Here is a 15,537-nt window from a genome sequence, read left to right on the forward strand (position 1 = left end):
ATCCTCCATATGCCACTTTACAGGTACCTGCTGAAAGACCAGCATTGCCTTATCGAACCCGACCTCCTACTTCAGGGCTTTATACGATTCATCAATATTTACTTTCAGGCCGTTATATGCAGGAACGGTTTTCCAAACAGAATCTATTCGTGCATCCTGTGGTGCAATCTCATATTTTTTTGTTGATTCTTTTATTTGTAAAAGAAGCTCGTCTTCTTGCTTCATTGAAGCAACTGAATCATTGGTTAATTGGGTCAAATAAACTTGTGTATATGGATTTTGCACTAATAACCATGATATACCTGCAATGGCACTTATCGCAACTATCTGCTTCCATTTATTATTCATTTTTTACGCCCCCTTCATACCAAAATGTATGAAGAAAACGGACAAGGTAGAACATGACATGCTTATAACGCCATCGCAATATCGATATTCCAATATTTTCAAACAAAAAAAGCATGCAGATTCACAAGGAATCGCATGCCGGATTTTCATTTTCCATTACGATTGAGAAGGATTGGCTGCCTCTTTTTGCTCTTTCAAGACCGCTTTACGGGAAAGGTTTACCCTTCCTTGCTTATCGATCTCAGTAACTTTGACCAATAATTCATCGCCAAGTGAAACGACATCTTCCACTTTTCCGACTCTTTCTTCAGCCAGTTCAGAAATATGTACCAAACCGTCTTTGCCATTGAAGATTTCAACGAAGGCACCGAACTTTTCGATACGTTTAACTTTACCTAAGTATAGTTCACCCACGACGACTTCACGTACGATATCCTCAATGATTTTCTTCGCCTTTTGAATCATTGGTTCATCAGTAGAAGATATGAATACCGTTCCATCCTGTTCGATGTCGATTTTCACGCCAGTTTCTTCAATGATTTTGTTGATATGTTTTCCGCTCGGTCCAATTACATCACGGATTTTATCCGGATTTATGGACATTGTAACGATTTTTGGAGCATATTTGGATAACTGCTCACGCGGTTGATTGATTGTTGACATCATTGATTCCAAAATATGCATCCGGCCATGTTTGGCTTGTAGTAAAGCTTCTTCAAGAATCTCTCTTGAAAGACCCTCGATCTTAATATCCATTTGCAGGGCAGTAACACCTTTTGAAGTCCCTGCGACTTTAAAGTCCATGTCCCCCAGATGATCTTCCATACCTTGAATATCCGTTAAGATTGTATAGTGCTCACCTGTTTTAACAAGACCCATAGCAATACCTGCAACTGGAGCTTTCAATGGAACACCGGCATCCATCATTGCCAAAGTGCTTGCACAGATACTTGCTTGTGATGTTGAACCGTTTGATTCAAGGACTTCAGAAACAAGTCTGATTGTATATGGGAAGTCTTTATCGTTTGGAATCACAGGCTCCAATGCTCTTTCACCAAGTGCACCATGACCGATTTCACGGCGTCCTGCCCCACGGATAGGGCCAGTTTCCCCAACACTGAAATGCGGGAAATTATAGTGATGCATAAAACGTTTTGACTCTTCGGTACCAAGTCCGTCCAGAATCTGCACATCACCAAGAGCACCTAATGTACAAATGGATAGCGCTTGGGTTTGTCCGCGCGTGAACAATCCGGAACCATGAGTACGAGGCAGAATGGTAACCTCTGATGATAATGGTCTGATTTCGTCAGGATTACGGCCATCCGGACGCACTTTTTCTTCCGTGATTAAACGGCGTACTTCGGATTTGACCAATTTATTCAGGATTTCTTTGATTTGCTTTAATTTTTCTTCATCAGTCTCTTCTTCATAATGAACCAACACACGATCTTTTACTGCTTTGATGGCGTCTTCACGAGCATGTTTTTCCTGAACTTGTACAGCTTTGTTCAATTCTGCTTCACATAGGCCTTTCACTTCTGCTTCCAGTTCAGCATCCACTTGATATAAAGTGACCTGCATTTTCTCTTTGCCGATTTCAGCAACGATTTTCTCTTGGAATGCAATGATCTTCTTGATTTCATCATGTCCAAACATGATTGCTTCAAGCATGGTTTCCTCTGGTACTTCATTTGCTCCGGCTTCAACCATGTTGATAGCATCTTTAGTGCCGGCAACCGTCAGATTGATGTCACTTTTGGCTAGTTGGTCAACAGTAGGGTTAATAATGAATTCATTGTTGATTCTCCCCACTACAACTCCAGCAATTGGACCTTCGAACGGAATATCGGAAACAGAAAGTGCAAGGGAAGAACCTAGCATGGCTGCCATTTCCGTAGAGCAATCTTGATCGACACTCATGACCATGCTGATGATCTGAACATCGTTCCTGAAGCCATCTGCGAAAAGCGGACGGATTGGACGATCGATTAAGCGGCTTGCAAGAATTGCCCTTTCACTTGGTCGTCCTTCACGTTTGATGAAGCCTCCCGGAATTTTACCGACTGCATAAAGTCTTTCTTCATAGTTCACTGTCAAAGGAAAGAAGTCGACATTTCTAGGTTCCTTTGAAGCTGTTGCAGTACTTAATACAGCAGTTTCTCCATAACGGACTAAAACTGCTCCGTTCGCTTGTTTGGCTAATTGCCCTATCTCTACCGTTACATTACGGCCGGCCCAGTCAAATGAATACGTATGTTTTTCCTGTCCCATTTATTAAACCCCTCTCTGAATCTTCACTTAGAGGCTTAGTTTACCTAAACCTGTATTGGATTAAATCATTTATATGTGAAAGTAACTGAACTCGAGTTAAAACCAAACTATTCCTATTATGCACGAAAAAAACAAGCATTAACAGTAAAATGAATAAAAATTTCATTCATTTGATTATGTATATCCTGATCATTTATAAATGGAAAAGGACCCGGCTCCTGCCGAGTCCCAAGGACGAAGGCCCAGCCTTAAGTAGAATACGTCCAAATCATTTGATTAACATCAAAAAAGCGGGAAATTTCCCGCCTTCCTGAAAAAATTATCTACGTAGACCTAATTTGTTAATTAGTGTACGGTAACGAGTAACGTCTTTGTTACGTAGGTAAGTTAAAAGGTTACGACGTTTACCTACCATTTTTAGAAGACCGCGACGTGAATGGTGGTCTTTTTTGTGTGTGCGTAAGTGACCGTTCAAGTTGTTGATTTCTTCTGTTAATACTGCGATTTGAACTTCTGGAGATCCAGTGTCAGTATCGTGAGTTCTGAACTCAGCGATAAGTTCGTTTTTGCGTACTTGTGTAATTGCCATGTTATTATTCCTCCTAAAATTCTGTAAAATCACCTATTACCGAGCCAGCGTCGGAGTCTCGACTAGCCAAGCAATGGTTATTTTCATACATACAATAGAATACATGTTTTTCATTAAAATTGCAAGTCTTGTCTTTTATGCTTCAAGTTTTGCAAAATAGGCCATTGCATTTTGCTTATCCGTTTCAATCTGAGCGACCAATGCTTCAAGTCCGGAAAATTTCTGTTCACTCCGAAGTCTTGTATGCCATTCCACCGATACCTGGTTGCCATAAATATCACCCGAGAACTCCAATGCATGAACCTCTACAGTGGGATACTTAGGTTTTTCTTCGTGGAACGTAGGCTTGTAGCCGACATTGCAAACTCCATTATACCATTTACCGCTTATTTTGATCCTGACGGCATATACGCCTGCAGCAGGAAAGATATAATCGTCACTTACTTCAATATTAGCGGTGGGGAAACCCAGCTTCCTGCCCCGCTTTTCACCGTGAACGACATGACCTTTCGTTAAATAGCGGCGGCCAGCCAAATGATAAAAGTCGGAAAAGTTGCCATTACCGAGAGTTTCCCTGATTCTCGACGAGCTAACCTTTTCATCTTCAAGTGTCTGTTTTTCAACGACTGTCTGCGAAAACCTTCCCTGTGCGTAAACAGGCAAATCCTCCATCGACCCTTGACCATAGCGGCCGTATGAATAATCAAAGCCTGCAACTACGTGAAGAACATTCAGCCCGGCAATGTATTCATCAACGAACCGCTCCGGCAGTACCGAAGCAAATTCCTTGCTGAAATGGACAATGAATAAATAATCGATCTCCATCGACTCTATGATATCCACCTTATCTTCAAGTGGAGTGATATAGCGGATATTTTCCGTTTTCCTACCCAGTACTGCAGAAGGATGCGGGTCAAATGTCATGACTGCTGACTTAAGATTCATTTCATCGGCTTTTTTCTTGGCGGTTTGAATAACAATCTGATGACCTTTATGTATACCATCAAAAAATCCAAGCGCCATTACAAGCTCGGGAAAATCATCCGAATTAAATTGATGAGGATGCTCTATTGCGATCACTTTCACCTTTCAATCTCCTCTTTCCGACGGTAAAACGGTCTATAATTCTTGTGCCAATACTTTTACAGGTTTAATTAATCCCACTTTTGTCGGATGTATTTGATAAATGGCAATGGCCTTATCTGCTGGATCGACCATCACAAAAGGCTTTCCTTTTTCAACAACAACATCCTTTGTTTGTTCCAATACCGCACCGTTAAGTACTTTCTTTGCTACTTTATCACTAATCTGAAATTTGGGCAAATGAAATAATCCCCGCTCCAAAGGCAACAGAAATTCATCTGTTTTTCCACTTTCCATGAACTCTTCCACTTCAGCAAATGTAAAACAGTCCTCCTGCTTAAAACCTGCTGATTCAATACGCGTCAAGTCTGACATATGGGCAGGAAAACCCAGTTCTTCACCCATCATGACTGCAAGCGTCCGAATATACGTTCCTTTGCTGCATTTGACGCGAAAACGAAAAGAAATGGTTTCCCCTTTAAATTCAGAACGATCATCAAGAAGGGTAATTTCATGGATGGTGACCTCCCTTGTCGGCCTCTCCACTTCTATCCCTGCACGGGCATATTCATATAACTTTTTCCCGTTTACTTTTACCGCTGAAAACATTGGCGGCGTCTGTTCAATTTTTCCAGTCAATGATTCCAGCACATCAAGAATACGTTTACGCTGAATCACTTGATCAATCTTTTTCTCTTCCACTTTTTCACCGCTTGCGTCTTCAGTTGTCGTTGAAAAACCAAGGGTCACTTCCCCTTCATACGCTTTACCGGCTTCTGTCAAATATTCGGCTATCTTAGTTGCCCTGCCAATACAAATAGGCAAAACCCCTGTTACATCAGGATCTAAAGTACCTGTGTGCCCAACCTTTTTTGTCTTTAAAATCTTTCTTAATTTAAAAACACAATCATGGGATGTCAATCCCCTGGGTTTCCATAATGGAAGAATACCGTTCACGCTTTCACCTCATCATTTATAAAACACCCTAAACTATTATCATAAAGCAAAATGAATTCCAATTCCGAAAGGTGGGTGTTTTTCCTTTTTCAAAAAAAAGAGACCGACATCAAGAAGTGCAAAGCACTTATTGAGTCGGCCTCCTTTTACTGCTTGCTTATTCCTCGTCTTTTTCAGCCGGTTTATCCTCTGAATTGATTTGGGAAATCAACGACTCGATGCGATTACCATAATCGACCGATTCATCAAATTCAAAAAACAGCTCAGGGGTTTTGCGCAGGCGGATTCTCTGCCCAATTTCTGAACGCATGAATCCTTTCGCCTTAGCAAGACCTTGCAGGGTTTTCTCCCTTTGTTCCTGGTCACCCAAAACGGAAATATAAACTGTTGCCTGTTGTAAATCGCCTGTAACCGCGACATCCGTCACTGTTACAAATCCGATTCTTGGATCTTTAATTTTTCGGCCGATAATTTCACTCAGCTCTTTTTTCATTTGTTCGCCAACACGATTTGAACGAAGGCTCATAATATCACCTCGATAGCCTAAAGCCAGTCTATATCTGTTATTGTTCGCTCTAGTTCCGGAAAAGAATCTAGAAATTTAAGGGCATTTTGAAGTTCCCGTTCAGTAGCCTTCCTTGAGGATGTTACGGTTACGATAGTAATCCTTGTCCGCTGCCATAAATCCTGAAAATCGGTCTCTGCTACAGAAATATTGAACTTCTGCTTAAGCCGTGTCATGACACGCTGAAGCACGGCCCTTTTTTCTTTCAAAGAATGGGTGTCATGGATGATGCATTCACATTGGACAGAGCCAACGATCATTTACGTTCGATCTCTTCCATTACAAACGCTTCAATTATATCGCCTTCTTTAAGGTCGTTGTAATTTTTAATCGTAATACCGCACTCATAGTTCGTTGCCACTTCTTTTACATCATCTTTAAAACGTTTCAATGCATCAATTTCCCCTTCGTAAATGACGACACCTTGACGAATTAAGCGAATACCGCTATCACGTGTAATTTTTCCTTCTGTAACGTAAGATCCGGCAATCGTACCTACCTTGGATACTTTGAAAGTCGTACGAATTTCTGCCTGACCGATAATTTTTTCCTCGAATTCAGGGTCAAGCATCCCTTTCATAGCCGACTCGATCTCTTCGATCGCTTTATAGATGATGCGGTGAAGGCGGACATCAACATTTTCTGATTCAGCTGCACGCTTCGCATTCACATCAGGACGGACGTTAAATCCGATGACGATTGCATTCGAAGCTGTAGCAAGGATGATGTCAGACTCTGTAATGGCACCGACGCCAATGTGTATGATTTTCACTTTAGCGCCTTCTACTTCTATTTTATTCAGGGAAGCGGCCACTGCTTCCGCAGAACCTTGAACATCAGCTTTTAGAATGATGTTCAATTCTTTGATTTCCCCTTCTTTCATTTGTTCGAATAATGTATCCAGGGTTACACGGGATTTCTCATTACGTTGTGAAGCAAGTTGTCTCTGTGCACGCACTTCCCCAACTTGACGGGCCGTTTTCTCATCTTCAAAGACGATGAAACGATCGCCGGCCTGTGGCACTTCGTTCAATCCAGTGATTTCAACCGGTGTTGAAGGACCTGCATCCTTAACACGGCGTCCAAGATCGTTGACCATAGCACGAACACGTCCGAATGTATTACCGATAACAATCGGATCACCGATTTTCAACGTTCCGTTTTGAACAAGCAAAGTGGCAACCGATCCGCGCCCTTTATCCAACCGTGCTTCGATAACCGTTCCATTTGCTTTACGGGATGGATTCGCTTTATACTCCTCAACTTCACTTACAAGAAGAATCATTTCAAGCAAGCTATCGATTCCCTCACCGTTTTTAGCTGAAATTGGTACGAAAATTGTGTCTCCGCCCCATGCTTCAGAAACTAAACCATGTTCTGTCAATTCTTGCATGACACGGTCCGGATTGGCAGCCTCTTTATCCATCTTATTGACTGCGACGATAATTGGAACTTCCGCCGCTTTGGCATGGTTGATTGCTTCAATCGTTTGAGGCATAACGCCATCATCCGCTGCGACGACAAGAATGGTGATATCGGTAACTTGTGCACCGCGGGCACGCATTGTTGTAAACGCGGCATGACCTGGTGTATCCAAGAAAGTTATTTTCTTATCGTTTACTTTAACTTGATATGCACCGATATGCTGAGTGATCCCGCCCGCTTCGCCTTCAGTAACTTTTGTATGGCGTATAGAATCAAGCAATGTCGTTTTACCATGGTCAACGTGTCCCATGATCGTCACGACAGCCGGACGTTCAATCAAATCTTCAGAAGCGTCCTCAGTGACAAGTGATTCAAGGTCTGTTAGGTCAACACGAATCTCTTCTTCTGCCACTACACCGTATTCCGCACAAATCAATTCAATTGCATCTTTATCCAAAGTTTGGTTGATTGTTGCCATAACACCAAGCATAAAGAGCTTTTTAATGATTTCAGAAGGTTCACGGTGAAGTTTTTTTCCAAGTTCCATAACTGTCAAAGACTCATAAAACGTAATTTTCTCTGGAAGTTCTCTTTCTTTACGTTTTGTAACAGGTGCCTGAGGCGCTTGTTGTCTTTGTTTATTATTTTTATTCTTGTTATTGCGACCCTTGTTGAACTGACCTGTTGGTTTTTTCGTACCTACAGGTTTAACTGGTGGTTTCTTCTTCAGCTTTTCTTTATTGACTGTGCTCTTTTCATCCGCTTCAGCTTCGTACTTCGCGACTGTAGCGTTAGCTTTTGGTTCAGCAGCTTGGCTTTTATCTTCGTTTTTAGGTTTGATTGAATCGTTTAATTTATTTACAGTTGAATCGTCTAATGCTGTCATATGGTTTGTTACCTCTATATTCATTTCTTTAAGTTTATTTATTACATCCTTGCTTGAAACGTTCTTTTGTTTTGCATATTCATATACACGCAATTTTGTCATACGTTCACCCCCGTAAAATTTAATCGAGCAGCGTTCGGAGTTTTTGTGCAAAACCTTCATCCAGAACTGCGACGGCAACTCTAGCATCCTTACCTATCGCATGGCCGAGCATTGACCTGCTTTCGACTCTTTTTAAAGGAACCTGATAAAATGCGCACTTATCAGATATTTTTTTTTCAGTGTTTTTTGAAGCGTCCGCGGATAAAATAACAACTTTGGCATTACCGCTTCTAATCTCTTTAACCACTAATTCTTCACCCGAAATTAGCTTGCGTGCTCGATTGGCCAAACCTAATAGAGACATCCATTGTTGTTGTTGGGTCATGTTGTTAGTTTTTCTCCTTATTCACTAATTCAAGCAATTGTTCATAAAGGGAAGAATCGATTTGAGTACTAAGGTGATTAGCCAGCACATTTTTCTTTTTGGCCAGCTCGATAACATCCCGATCAAGAGTCAAATAAGCTCCCCTTCCCGATTTTTTTCCGGTCGGATCAAGGCTGACTTCCCCTTCTTTAGATCGAACGATGCGAATGAGTTCTTTCTTCGGCTTCATTTCACCTGTTGCCACACATTTACGCATCGGGATTTTTTTTCGGCTATTCATCTTTTTCACCTCGAATTACTCGTTATCCTCTTCGAAATCTGTTTCCTCTTCAGTAACATAACTATCTCTGCTCAAAAGGAATTCCTGTTCTTCCACAGGATAAATACCAGCTTCGCGGGCTTCCGTTTCACTCTTGATATCAATTTTCCAGCCTGTAAGCTTGGCAGCTAAACGGGCATTTTGTCCACGCTTACCAATTGCCAGGGAAAGTTGATAATCCGGAACGATTACAGTCGTCGCCTTTTCCTCTTCTTTAACGATAACTTCAAGTACTTTTGAAGGGCTTAAAGCATTCGCAACGAAAATGACCGGATTCTCCGACCATTTAACGATATCGATCTTTTCACCTTTCAATTCATTGACGATCGCCTGAACACGCTGTCCTTTTTGGCCTACACAAGAACCGACAGGATCGACTTCTTCGTTATCGGAGTGCACGGATATTTTTGAACGGTCGCCTGCTTCGCGGGCAACTGACTTAATTTCCACTGTTCCATCAAAAATTTCAGGCACTTCGATTTCGAATAAACGTTTTAAAAGGCCAGGGTGTGAACGGGATACAAAAATTTGCGGGCCCTTTGAAGTCTTTTCAACTTTAGTGATGAAAACTTTAATGCGGTCATGAGGTTTATACTGTTCATTCGGCATTTGCTCATTCACTGGGAGCAAAGCTTCGATTTTACCTAGGCTCACATAAATGAATCGGGAATCCTGGCGTTGAACGATGCCAGTCATGATATCCTCTTCACGATCGATGAATTCGGCATAAATGATGCCCCGTTCAGCTTCACGCACTCTTTGAGTGACGACTTGCTTTGCTGTTTGTGCTGCAATACGGCCGAAATCCTTTGGTGTTACTTCCATTTCGACAATATCCTCTAACTGATAGTTGGGATCAATTGCTCTTGCTTCTTCAACAGAAATTTCCAGACGCGAATCGAACACTTCGTCAACAACGTCTTTTCTGGCAAATACACGCATAGTTCCTTTACCAAGATTCAAGTCGATACGTACATTTTGTGCTTGGTTAAAGTTACGGCGATATGCCGATATAAGGGCAGATTCAATCGCGTCGATCAAAACCTCCCTGGAAATTCCTTTTTCGTTTTCTAAAATATAGAGAGCATCCAATAACTCATTGCCCATGGTGATCCCCCTTACGGATATTTAAATTAATGATTTGCTTGACTTAAGAGAAGGTAATCGCCAATCTCGCTTTGGCTACCTTTTCGAATGGTATGACGATTGTTTTCTTTCTTGTTTTGATTCTGACCTCGAGTGTCACTTCTTCACCATCGAAACCGGTTAAGATTCCTTCGAATTCTTTTTCATCTAAAATGGGCTCATATGTTTTTATGTAAACATTTTTACCGATAGCATTAAGGAAATCCTTCTCTTTTTTCAGAGGCCTTTCAGCTCCGGGTGATGAAACTTCGAGAAAATAATTTTGTGGAATCGGATCAACCTCATCAAGCTTTTCACTGAGTTTTTCACTCACATTTCCGCAATCATCAATATCTACGCCTGTTTCTTTATCAATGTACACTCGAAGGAACCAGCTTTTACCTTCCTTCACATACTCCACTTCGACTAATTCAAGCTGCAATTCTTCAAGAATTGGTATTGCTAATTCCTCTACGACTTCCGTTACCTTTTTACTCATTTGTTTCCTCCATACGTGCGTTGTATGCGCTTGGTTTCGGATTCAAAATTAAATGGTCAATACAACACGAAAGAGTGGGTTTCCCCACTCTTGCCATTGGTTCCTCTTAGTATTTCCAATAAAAATATACCATAATCAAGATATTTATGCAAATATCATGTCTGTTTCTTCCTTTTTGGAATCAGTTTCCTCTTTAAAATAAAGATAACTGATTTTGTTCAGGCAATGACTCCAGACAGCCTTGTTTATCAAGGTATTCAAGGATGGTCTTCGAAACCTTCCCCCGTTGTTGAAGGTCTTCTTTGGAAAGGAATTCACCATTTTCCCGCGCGTTGACGATATTGATCGCCGCATTCGTTCCAAGACCAGGTATCGAATTGAATGGCGGTATCAAAGTATTTCCTTCAATTAAGAATTGATCTGCACTGGATTTGTACAAGTCCACTTTAGCGAATGAATATCCGCGTTCACACATTTCCAAAGCAAGTTCAAGAACCGTCAATGTATTCTTTTCCTTTGTGGATGCATCCAATCCCTTTACCATGATTTCTTCCATTTTTGATTTGATCGCTTGCGACCCCCGTGTCATGGCGTCGATTTCAAAATCATCGGCACGTACTGTGAAATAGGCTGCATAATACAATAAAGGCAGATGCACTTTAAAATAGGCAATCCGAACAGCCATTAAGACGTAAGCTGCAGCATGGGCTTTCGGGAACATGTATTTAATCTTCTTACATGAATCGATATACCATTCCGGCACCTCATTTTTCCTCATTTCCTCTTCGAATTCCTCCGAGAGCCCTTTCCCTTTACGAACAGATTCCATGATTTTAAACGCTAGGGAAGGATCTAGGCCTTGGTATATCAGATAGACCATAATATCATCCCGGCAGCCTATAACCTCACTTAGTGTACATATGCGGTTGTGGATCAATTCCTGTGCATTGCTCAGCCATACATCCGTACCGTGGGAAAGCCCTGAAATCTGAACAAGCTCGGAAAATGTCGTAGGTTTCGTATCTTCAAGCATCTGCCGGACAAAGCGCGTACCAAATTCCGGTATGCCAAGCGTACCCGTTTTACACATGATCTGTTCTTCGGTAACTCCTAAAGATTCAGTACTGCTGAATATTTTCATTACTTCCGGATCATCGGTAGGGACGGTCTTTGGATCGATGCCACTTAAATCTTGAAGCATCCGGATTACAGTCGGATCATCGTGACCAAGTATATCAAGTTTCAAAATATTATCGTGAATGGAATGGAAATCAAAGTGAGTTGTTTTCCACTCAGAATTCCTGTCATCCGCAGGGAACTGAATTGGTGTGAAATCATAGATATCCATATAATCCGGAACAACGATAATTCCCCCCGGGTGCTGTCCAGTCGTCCTTTTCACACCAGTACAACCGGCAACAAGGCGATCAGTCTCGGCTCCACGCATGTGGATGTTATTATCAGAGGAATACCCTTTTACATATCCATAAGCCGTTTTTTCAGCGACCGTACCAATCGTTCCGGCACGATATACATATTCTTCACCGAATAAGACCTTCGTATAGTTATGGGCCTTCGGCTGATACTCACCGGAGAAGTTCAAGTCAATATCCGGAACCTTATCCCCTTTAAATCCAAGGAAGGTTTCAAACGGGATATCATGCCCGTCTTTTGTATAAGCAATGCCACAATCGGGACAGTCTTTATCTGGCAGGTCAAACCCGGAACCTACAGAACCGTCATTGAAGAATTCGGATTTCTTGCACTCCGGACATACATAATGCGGCGGAAGCGGATTCACCTCTGTAATTTCCGTCATGGTGGCAACGAAAGATGATCCAACCGATCCCCTTGAACCAACTAGATAACCATCATTCAAGGATTTTTTAACAAGTTTGTGGGAAATTAAATAAATAACGGCAAAACCGTGGCCAATGATGCTTTTCAATTCTTTCTCAAGACGGGCTTCCACGATTTCCGGCAGGTTCTCTCCATAAATCTTCCTTGCCATTCCATAACTCATTTGACGCATCTCTTCTTCTGCACCTTCAATTTTAGGTGTGTATAACTCATCCTTGATAGGTTTGATTTCTTCAATCATATCAGCGATTTTATTCGTGTTGGTTACCACGACCTCTTTGGCTTTCTCAGAACCGAGGAAGGAGAATTCCCGCAGCATTTCATCTGTCGTCCGAAAATGTACGTCAGGAAGCTTATGGCGATTCAGCGGATTTGCGCCACCTTGTGAATTCACAAGGATTTTACGGTAAATTTTATCATTCGGATCTAAATAATGCACATTTCCCGTGGCTACGACTGGCTTATCCAATTTTTCACCAAGCTTGACGATATTGGAGATGATCGTTTCCAATGATTTATCATCCCGTACATATTCAAGCTCAATCAAATGCTTATACACTTCCTTCGGATGGATTTCAAGATAATCGTAGAATTCGGCGATATCGACGACTTCCTCAAAACCCTTCTGCATCATCCCTTCAAAAACTTCCCCTTTATCGCATCCCGATCCGACCAAGATTCCTTCACGATACTTTTTAAGTTGTGAGCGTGGTAGTCGGGGCACACGATAGAAATAATCTATGTGTGATATTGAAATTAATTTGAAAAGGTTTTTTAAGCCAGCCTGTGTTTGCGCAATCAGCGTACAATGAGACGGCCGGGAACGCTGATAAGCGTTTCCTTTACCCATATTGTCATTAAGTTGATCATGATGGGTAATCTCCTTTTCCATTGCATCCTTTAGCATCTTCAGCATAAGGTATCCTGTAGCTTCGGCGTCATAAATGGCCCTATGATGCTGGGTCAAATCAATATCGAACTTTTTACATAATGTATTTAACCGGTGATTTTTAAACTCCGGATATAAGAAACGGGCAAGTTCCAATGTATCAAGAACAGGATTGGAAGCTTTAGGATAACCCAAGTTTTTATAGCCTATATTCAAAAATCCCATATCGAAGGCTGCGTTGTGAGCAACCAGAATCGCATCGCCCGCCCATTCCTTGAACTTTTCTAGTACTTCCGAGACTTCCGGAGCATTTTCTACAAGATCATCAGTGATTCCAGTCAATTCTATCGTCGTATTGGATAGTGGATGATGCGGATTAGCAAAAGACTCGAAGCGATCAATAATGTCACCATCACGAATTTTCACTGCAGCAAATTCAATGATCGTATCATAAACGGCTGATAGGCCTGTCGTCTCTACGTCAAACACAACATAGGTGGCATCTGCCAAAGCGATATGCGCCTCATTATAAACTATGGGCACACCATCATTTACCAGATTCACTTCGACACCATAAAGGATTTTGATACCATTCTTTTTCCCGGCACTATAAGCTTCAGGGAATGATTGGGCTCCCGCATGATCTGTAATGGCTACAGCCTTATGCCCCCACTTTGCTGCCTGGGCAACAAGCGCAGAAGTAGGCGTCACTGCATCCATTTGGCTCATTGGGGTATGCATATGCAGTTCTACACGCTTTTCCCCTTCTGGAGCCTTATCCTGCCGTCCTTGTTTAGAAATTTCATTTATATCATTTGCGATCATTACTAGGTCACGTACGAATGTATCATTTTGGATGCTGCCTTGGGCACGTACCCACATCCCTTTTTTCACTCGGGCAAGTATGGCAGCATCTTCTTTATCACGGGAAAACATTTTGACCAATATCGAGCTCGTATAATCTGTGACTTTAAAAGTCAACAGGCTTCGTCCGCTGCGTAACTCACGCACTTCTGCATCAAATACGAAGCCTTCGATAGCAATCCTGCGCTCTTCATCAATAATTTGTTCGATTCTGCGGAAATCCGCATCTTCTTTAATCGTATAGCCAATTTTAACCGGTCCATCGTAGACGGCATCGTCCCCGCCTTTTTCCGATTCTTTTTTCTGCATTTCCACTAGGGCAGCAAGTCCCTTTTCTGCGTCTTCCTTTTGTTTCTCTTCTAAGAACTTTTGGTAATCAGGATTCGAAACCGTTTCCTTCACTTCCGCTTCAAGTGTCAACGGAGGAAAACCGAATGTTTGATAGATATTCGAAATGATGCCGGAGTATTTTCGCTTCAACTGACCAGCCTCCGCATCATTCCGGGCGCTAACGATAAGCTTATATCCATTTACCGTTGGAACTTGTTCATTTAGAAGTGATAACAGTGCAGGAGACATGCCTTCAAGCTCGCCAATGCAGTTTTTCCAATACTCCTTCACCAATTGTTCCGTCACTTGCGGATTGGCCACATTCAAGTTGAATGTGACCTTTGCAATATGGGAAAACGTACTTGCCAGATGAGTAGCAAGTCTTGTATGAACACTGCAAGGAATTAATGCAGGTATATTAAAGGCAAAATGCCATGTTTTGGACTCCCTCTCGATTGAGAGTTTATCAATTTCGGCACCTATGAAATAATTCACAAAGGCATCCTCAGTCAAGCCCATTTGCTGGAGCAAGAGTTGAAATCTCTCTCTACCGCTATTTGGATTTTGATCCATTCCCTCTCTCCCCTATCTACTATCTCTTATTTTTCACAATCATTTTCTTTTGATACCAGAGGCTATTATAACATATCATGAATGTTTCACTAGTATCCAAATCCATGAAAAGGAAAGGCATCATCCAATTGAATGATGCCTAATTCCGCTATTTTTAAATTATGCCATTATTTCGTGAAGCTTTTGAGTCAGTTCAGCTCTTTCAACTTCAAGAACCTCACCCGTTTTACGGATTTTCACTTCAACGATTCCCTCGGATGCCTTTTTACCAACAGTCACCCTGACAGGAAGACCCATCAAGTCAGAGTCTGCGAATTTTACGCCCGCACGTTCTTGACGATCATCCATAAGAACTTCCATGCCTTGTGCCTTTAGATCATTATATAAATCTTCTGCCAGGGCAGCCTGAGCCTCATCCTTCATATTGATTGGAATCAAATGGACTTGGTATGGCGCTAAATTCGCTGGCCAGACCAACCCTTTTTCATCGTTGAATTGTTCAGCAACAGCGGCTCGTGTACGGG

The 15,537-nt window shown here is 41.8% G+C and carries 14 protein-coding genes; all 14 read right to left on the reverse strand.

What is annotated here, in order from left to right; genetic code table 11:
* Positions 1-66: 66 nt before the first annotated feature.
* Positions 67-348, reverse strand: coding sequence for a hypothetical protein (locus tag ACFVSH_RS16020; RefSeq protein ID WP_387706836.1), 282 nt, complete (start codon positions 346-348; stop codon positions 67-69).
* Between the two features lie 156 nt (positions 349-504).
* On the reverse strand, positions 505-2,622 hold the full coding sequence (pnp, locus tag ACFVSH_RS16025; RefSeq protein ID WP_260284285.1) for a polyribonucleotide nucleotidyltransferase: 2,118 nt from the start codon (positions 2,620-2,622) through the stop codon (positions 505-507).
* A 319-nt stretch (positions 2,623-2,941) separates the two neighbouring features.
* Complete coding sequence (gene rpsO, locus ACFVSH_RS16030) at positions 2,942-3,211, reverse strand: 30S ribosomal protein S15 (protein ID WP_053345367.1); 270 nt, start codon at positions 3,209-3,211, stop codon at positions 2,942-2,944.
* A gap of 135 nt (positions 3,212-3,346) precedes the next feature.
* Positions 3,347-4,297, reverse strand: a complete 951-nt coding sequence (gene ribF / locus ACFVSH_RS16035; RefSeq protein ID WP_387599967.1) for a bifunctional riboflavin kinase/FAD synthetase — start codon at positions 4,295-4,297, stop codon at positions 3,347-3,349.
* Between the two features lie 33 nt (positions 4,298-4,330).
* Positions 4,331-5,251, reverse strand: coding sequence for a tRNA pseudouridine(55) synthase TruB (truB, locus tag ACFVSH_RS16040; RefSeq protein ID WP_387706838.1), 921 nt, complete (start codon positions 5,249-5,251; stop codon positions 4,331-4,333).
* 157 nt (positions 5,252-5,408) lie between these two features.
* Positions 5,409-5,777: a 30S ribosome-binding factor RbfA gene (rbfA, locus tag ACFVSH_RS16045; RefSeq protein ID WP_034313607.1), complete on the reverse strand. Its 369-nt coding sequence runs from the start codon at positions 5,775-5,777 to the stop codon at positions 5,409-5,411.
* Between the two features lie 17 nt (positions 5,778-5,794).
* Positions 5,795-6,076, reverse strand: a complete 282-nt coding sequence (locus ACFVSH_RS16050) for a DUF503 domain-containing protein (protein ID WP_260284282.1) — start codon at positions 6,074-6,076, stop codon at positions 5,795-5,797.
* Complete coding sequence (gene infB / locus ACFVSH_RS16055; RefSeq protein ID WP_387706840.1) at positions 6,073-8,229, reverse strand: translation initiation factor IF-2; 2,157 nt, start codon at positions 8,227-8,229, stop codon at positions 6,073-6,075. The genes ACFVSH_RS16050 and infB overlap by 4 nt, the downstream gene beginning before the upstream one ends.
* Positions 8,230-8,248: 19 nt before the next feature.
* A complete protein-coding gene (locus ACFVSH_RS16060) occupies positions 8,249-8,554 on the reverse strand; it encodes a YlxQ family RNA-binding protein (RefSeq protein ID WP_061144653.1) in 306 nt (101 codons plus the stop codon).
* 4 nt (positions 8,555-8,558) lie between these two features.
* Complete coding sequence (gene rnpM, locus ACFVSH_RS16065) at positions 8,559-8,834, reverse strand: RNase P modulator RnpM (RefSeq protein ID WP_061462443.1); 276 nt, start codon at positions 8,832-8,834, stop codon at positions 8,559-8,561.
* Positions 8,835-8,849: 15 nt separating this feature from the next.
* A complete protein-coding gene (gene nusA, locus ACFVSH_RS16070) occupies positions 8,850-9,980 on the reverse strand; it encodes a transcription termination factor NusA (protein WP_076366463.1) in 1,131 nt (376 codons plus the stop codon).
* 43 nt (positions 9,981-10,023) lie between these two features.
* A complete protein-coding gene (rimP, locus tag ACFVSH_RS16075) occupies positions 10,024-10,497 on the reverse strand; it encodes a ribosome maturation factor RimP (RefSeq protein WP_387599958.1) in 474 nt (157 codons plus the stop codon).
* A 193-nt stretch (positions 10,498-10,690) separates the two neighbouring features.
* Positions 10,691-15,013: a PolC-type DNA polymerase III gene (locus tag ACFVSH_RS16080; RefSeq protein WP_387706842.1), complete on the reverse strand. Its 4,323-nt coding sequence runs from the start codon at positions 15,011-15,013 to the stop codon at positions 10,691-10,693.
* 159 nt (positions 15,014-15,172) lie between these two features.
* On the reverse strand, positions 15,173-15,537 hold a 365-nt coding region (locus ACFVSH_RS16085), incomplete at its 5' end, for a His/Gly/Thr/Pro-type tRNA ligase C-terminal domain-containing protein (RefSeq protein WP_387706845.1).

Origin of the sequence: Peribacillus sp. NPDC058002 (assembly GCF_042886655.1) — a bacterium.
Classification (GTDB): Bacteria; Bacillota; Bacilli; order Bacillales; family DSM-1321; genus Peribacillus; species Peribacillus aracenensis.

Coding starts and splice junctions, on each gene's coding strand:
- rpsO (WP_053345367.1), bottom strand. CDS start 3,211: ATGGCAATTACACAAGTACGCAAAAACGAACTTATCGCTGAGTTCAGA.
- nusA (WP_076366463.1), bottom strand. CDS start 9,980: ATGGGCAATGAGTTATTGGATGCTCTCTATATTTTAGAAAACGAAAAA.
- ACFVSH_RS16060 (WP_061144653.1), bottom strand. CDS start 8,554: ATGACCCAACAACAACAATGGATGTCTCTATTAGGTTTGGCCAATCGA.
- infB (WP_387706840.1), bottom strand. CDS start 8,229: ATGACAAAATTGCGTGTATATGAATATGCAAAACAAAAGAACGTTTCA.
- ACFVSH_RS16020 (WP_387706836.1), bottom strand. CDS start 348: ATGAATAATAAATGGAAGCAGATAGTTGCGATAAGTGCCATTGCAGGT.
- rbfA (WP_034313607.1), bottom strand. CDS start 5,777: ATGAGCCTTCGTTCAAATCGTGTTGGCGAACAAATGAAAAAAGAGCTG.
- rnpM (WP_061462443.1), bottom strand. CDS start 8,834: ATGAATAGCCGAAAAAAAATCCCGATGCGTAAATGTGTGGCAACAGGT.
- pnp (WP_260284285.1), bottom strand. CDS start 2,622: ATGGGACAGGAAAAACATACGTATTCATTTGACTGGGCCGGCCGTAAT.
- ACFVSH_RS16050 (WP_260284282.1), bottom strand. CDS start 6,076: ATGATCGTTGGCTCTGTCCAATGTGAATGCATCATCCATGACACCCAT.
- ACFVSH_RS16080 (WP_387706842.1), bottom strand. CDS start 15,013: ATGGATCAAAATCCAAATAGCGGTAGAGAGAGATTTCAACTCTTGCTC.
- rimP (WP_387599958.1), bottom strand. CDS start 10,497: ATGAGTAAAAAGGTAACGGAAGTCGTAGAGGAATTAGCAATACCAATT.